5 protein-coding genes are annotated in these 3,857 nt (G+C 72.6%); 3 read left to right on the top strand and 2 right to left on the bottom strand.

All coding sequences use genetic code 11. The features are described from left to right. A partial coding sequence (locus V6M42_RS05975; protein ID WP_332677814.1) for a DUF6456 domain-containing protein occupies positions 1-246 on the top strand: 246 nt, incomplete at its 5' end. Positions 247-472: 226 nt separating this feature from the next. After that, positions 473-916 (top strand): hypothetical protein, encoded by a 444-nt coding sequence (locus V6M42_RS05980; protein ID WP_332660272.1) that lies wholly within the window; start codon positions 473-475, stop codon positions 914-916. Here V6M42_RS05980 and V6M42_RS05985 read toward each other — a convergent pair. Further along, entirely contained in the window at positions 907-1,338 is a 432-nt protein-coding gene (locus V6M42_RS05985) for a SufE family protein (RefSeq protein ID WP_332677816.1), read from the bottom strand. The two genes, V6M42_RS05980 and V6M42_RS05985, sit on opposite strands and share 10 nt — an antisense overlap. Positions 1,339-1,509: 171 nt before the next feature. Between V6M42_RS05985 and V6M42_RS05990 the strand changes: the two genes are divergently transcribed. Further along, the gene (locus V6M42_RS05990; protein WP_332677818.1) at positions 1,510-3,195 is read left to right on the top strand and encodes a sensor histidine kinase; all 1,686 of its coding nucleotides are present in this window, start codon (positions 1,510-1,512) and stop codon (positions 3,193-3,195) included. A gap of 4 nt (positions 3,196-3,199) precedes the next feature. Here V6M42_RS05990 and V6M42_RS05995 read toward each other — a convergent pair. Beyond that, a partial coding sequence (locus tag V6M42_RS05995; RefSeq protein ID WP_332677820.1) for a hypothetical protein occupies positions 3,200-3,857 on the bottom strand: 658 nt, incomplete at its 5' end.

Here is a 3,857-nt window from a genome sequence, read left to right on the forward strand (position 1 = left end):
CGCGCCGGCGCGGGCGGCGACGCGCCCGGCCGGGCCGGGCCCGGCGCATCGGCGATGGCGGCGGGAGCCCGCGTCGAGGCGGCGCTGTTGGCCTGCGGACCCGCACGCGGGATGGTCGAGGCCATCTGCATCCGCGCCTCGGCGCTGCAGGCGGCGGAACGCGACCTCGGCCTCGGCCGCCGGCGCGGCAGGGCGCTGCTCAAAAGCGGCCTGGCCGCCCTCGCGGACCATTATCGTATCGGTTGACCGACGGAGCGCGCACCGCCGCACGTTACAGGCTCGTAACTATTGCCCGGGCGGCTTCGGCCCTAAGGGTGACCCATCGAGCCGCGCACCGCGACGCGGCGTCTCATATGCGGCCGATCACTCCCAGTGGATCGGCGAACCGGGGATTAAGTTGAAGTCTGTTGTTTGCCTCGCAGCGGCGAGCCTGTGCCTGATCAGTAGCCCTGCCCCGGCGCAGGAACCGCTGGTGGTCCGCACGCTCACCGAGGTCTGTCTGCCCTACGCCACCCGCGGCAAGAGTTTCGAAAAGTCGATCAAGGCCGCGCGGGAGCTCGGCTTCCGTCGGCCCGTCGGGGACAATGCGCCCCTGGACGACTGGGCGTCGGAGATCGATCTGATCTCCAATGACGGAAACTGGCGCATCCGCATCGAGGAGGGGACGCACGAGCAGGGCGATACGTCGGTCTACGCCGCCAGCTGCACCATGTCGTCCCGGCACGCCAGCGCGCGCGAACTGACCGACCTGGGCCGCCGCGCTTTCGGCGATCCCGAGCGCTGGTCCTTCTCGCCGGACAATCCCCGGCGCTGGGAACGCCGTACGCCCCGGCCCGACGAGCGTCGCCTGTCCGTCGAGGTCGCCGAGCCGGCCGACCAGCGACCGACCATGACGATAACCGGCTACTACTTCTGAACCGCCGCCGCCGCGGCGTCGCGGATCCGGCCCACCATGGCGTTGAGGCCGTTGGCGCGCTGGCGCGTCAGGGCGGCGGGCAGGCCCAGTCGGTCAAGGGCGGCGCGGGCGTCAAAGGCCAGGATTTCGGCCGGCGGGCGATCTGAATACAGCCTCAGCAGCAAGGCGATATTGCCCTTGGACAGGGCGCTGTCGCTGTCGGCGAGGAAGGTCAGGCGGTCGTCCCGACGGCGGACCGCCAGCCACACCTGGGCCGCGCAGCCGGGCACCTTGTTGGCGTCGAGGCGATCCGCGTCCGGCAGGGCCGGCAGCGCCTTGCCCAGTTCGATGACGTATTCGATCCGGCCTTCCCAGTCGCCCAGGAGGTCGAACTCCTCCACCAGTTCGGCCAGGGTGTCGTCGATTGAGGCATGCGGTGTCATGCGCGGCAAATAGGCCGGGCCGCCGTTAACGACAACCTCGCGACCTGTCCCCCGGAAAAGGCGTCGCGACGGGGCGTGTCAGTCGCCTGGAACGCGTGCGTGCTTTGGACGACTCACCGGCGGGGCTAGGCTGGACGGCCGCCGGAACGCCCGGCCTCTCCCGACGCGCCCTTGATCCAGTCCGCCGCCCCAGACCCGAGACCCGCCAACGACCCTGACCGGGGCGATCGTCCCGCGCTGGCCGCCTGGCATGCGGGCTGGGCCGTGGCCGCCGCCCTGCTCGCGCTCGGCGGACGGTGGATCGGCGGCCTCGACGGCCCGGTCTTCTACGGCGTGCTGGCCATGGTCGTGCCCGGCCTGACGGGTCTGGGTCTGCTGCGTCGGGACGGCGCCGGCGAGCGCATGATGCTGCTGGGCGTCTGGGGCCTGGCCGCCTTCCTGTCCGCCGCCTTGTCGGGCGGCCTTACCGGGCCCCTGACCGGTTTCACCTTCCTGCCGCTGGCGGCGGGGATCGCCCTCGGCGGGACGCGGCCGGTCCAGGCCGGCGCCCTGGCCGTAGGCCTCGCCGCCGTGGCCGGCCTGCTGTCCGCCGGGCTGGGCGGACCCGGCCCCCACCTTCCCGCGCTGGCGGCCATCTCGGCCCTGCTGACGGCGGGCGCCGCGGCCCTGGCCGTACGTCTGTCATGGCGCCAACGCGAACGGCGGCTCGAGACGGCCGAGGCCGACGCCGCCCGGATCGAAACCCTGCTGGCCGCCCAACCCGGCCTGATGCTGGTCCTTGAACCGTCCGGGCGGGTCGTGGCCGCCTATGGCGCGCCGCCCGTCTATCTGCCCGTCGACCCCCTGTTCGAGAGCGGCCTTGTCGCGGCGGTGCACGCGCCCGACCGGCCTCGCGTCCTGGGCGCCATGGAGCGGGCCATGGGAGGCCAGGACGGCGCGGCCCTGTTCGCGCCGCGCATGGCGCTGGACCGCCGGGCGCAGATGATTGTCCGCAGGCTCGACGACGCCTCCGGCCCGCGGCTGGTCGCCCAGATCTTCGATGGCACCGCGCAGTACGCCCGCGAACTGGGCCTCGAGGTCGCCCGCAACGAGGCCGAGGCCCGCGAGGCCGGCAAGACCCGCTTCCTCGCCAATATGAGCCACGAACTGCGCACGCCGCTGAACGCCGTCCTCGGCTTCTCGGACATCATGCGCCAGCGCATCTTCGGCCCCCTGCCCGACCGCTACGCCGAATACGCCGGGAACATCCATCAGGCCGGCGGACATCTGCTGGACCTGATCAACGACCTGCTCGACGTCGCCAAGATCGAGGCCGAACGCTATACCCTGACGCCGGAGCGGTTCGACGCCCGCGAGACCGTCTCGACCGCGATGGCGCTGGTCCGGGTCAACGCCGACGACAAGGGCGTCAGCCTGTCCGGCGTCCTGCCCGGCGATCCCGTCGAGGTCTCGGCGGACCGGAGGGCCCTCAAACAGATCACCCTCAACCTGCTGTCCAATGCGGTGAAATTCACGCCGCCGGGCGGGACGATCACCGTCACGGTCGAAGCCATCGGCCCCTATCTGGAGGTCGTCGTCGCCGACACCGGCGTGGGGATCGCGCCGGAGGACGTACGCCGCCTCGGCCGGCCCTTCGAACAGGCCGGCGAGATCGAGCAGCGTCGTCAGGGCACGGGCCTCGGCCTGTCCCTCGTCCGCGCCTTCGCCGAGCTCCACGGCGGTCGGATGAGCATCGACAGCACGCTCGGCGAGGGGACGGCGGTGACCGTTCGCCTGCCCGTGGCGCTGGTCGCCCGCGCCCCGGTTCCGGAGGAGGGCGCGGAGATCATTCCGATGCCGATGAAGAACGGGGCCTGAAGCCCTAGAGCATTCCCATCGCCAGGAAGGCGCGGCCGGCCGCGAAATCGCCGGCCTCGAACCTGGCCGTGGCGACGCTGCCGTCGCGGAAATGGAATTCGACGGCGAAGGTCTCGCGGGGATCCAGCCGCTCCAGCGCGGCGGCCGCCGAGGCCGGGAAGCGCCAGACCTCGCCCGACCGACGGCCTTCGGCCAACAGTTCGCGGGCCGCGGGCGCGACATTCGCGGCCCACAGACTGGCGCGCGATGAGGCGGGAACCAGGCCGTCTCCGGCCAGCCAGGCGCGCGGAACCTTGTTCGGATCGCGCAGCACGATCCGCGCCGCGTTGGGCCGCGAGCGTCCGACGAAACTGACCACGGCGACGAGATCCGATGTCTCGCCTGGCCCCGCATAGCCGAAGGCGACGGGCGAGGCGCCCACGACCGAGGTCTGCTGCAGCCGCCAGCCGGCGCCGACGGAGCGCATGCGGTTGGCCGTCCAGGCCGCGCGCTCGCCCGGGAAGGTCATGCGCGGCGTGCGCAGCCAGCCTGCGAAGGCGTCGTCGACACGGCCCTTGGCGGTCGCCAGTTGAGGATCGCCGCAGGAAACGGCGTGGGCGCGCGACCGGGCGCGGGCGGCGGCGGCGCTGAGGTCCGCCTCGGCGGCGCCGGCCCGCAGCGCC

It is taken from the genome of Brevundimonas sp. (genome assembly GCF_036677305.1).
Lineage (GTDB): Bacteria > Pseudomonadota > Alphaproteobacteria > Caulobacterales > Caulobacteraceae > Brevundimonas.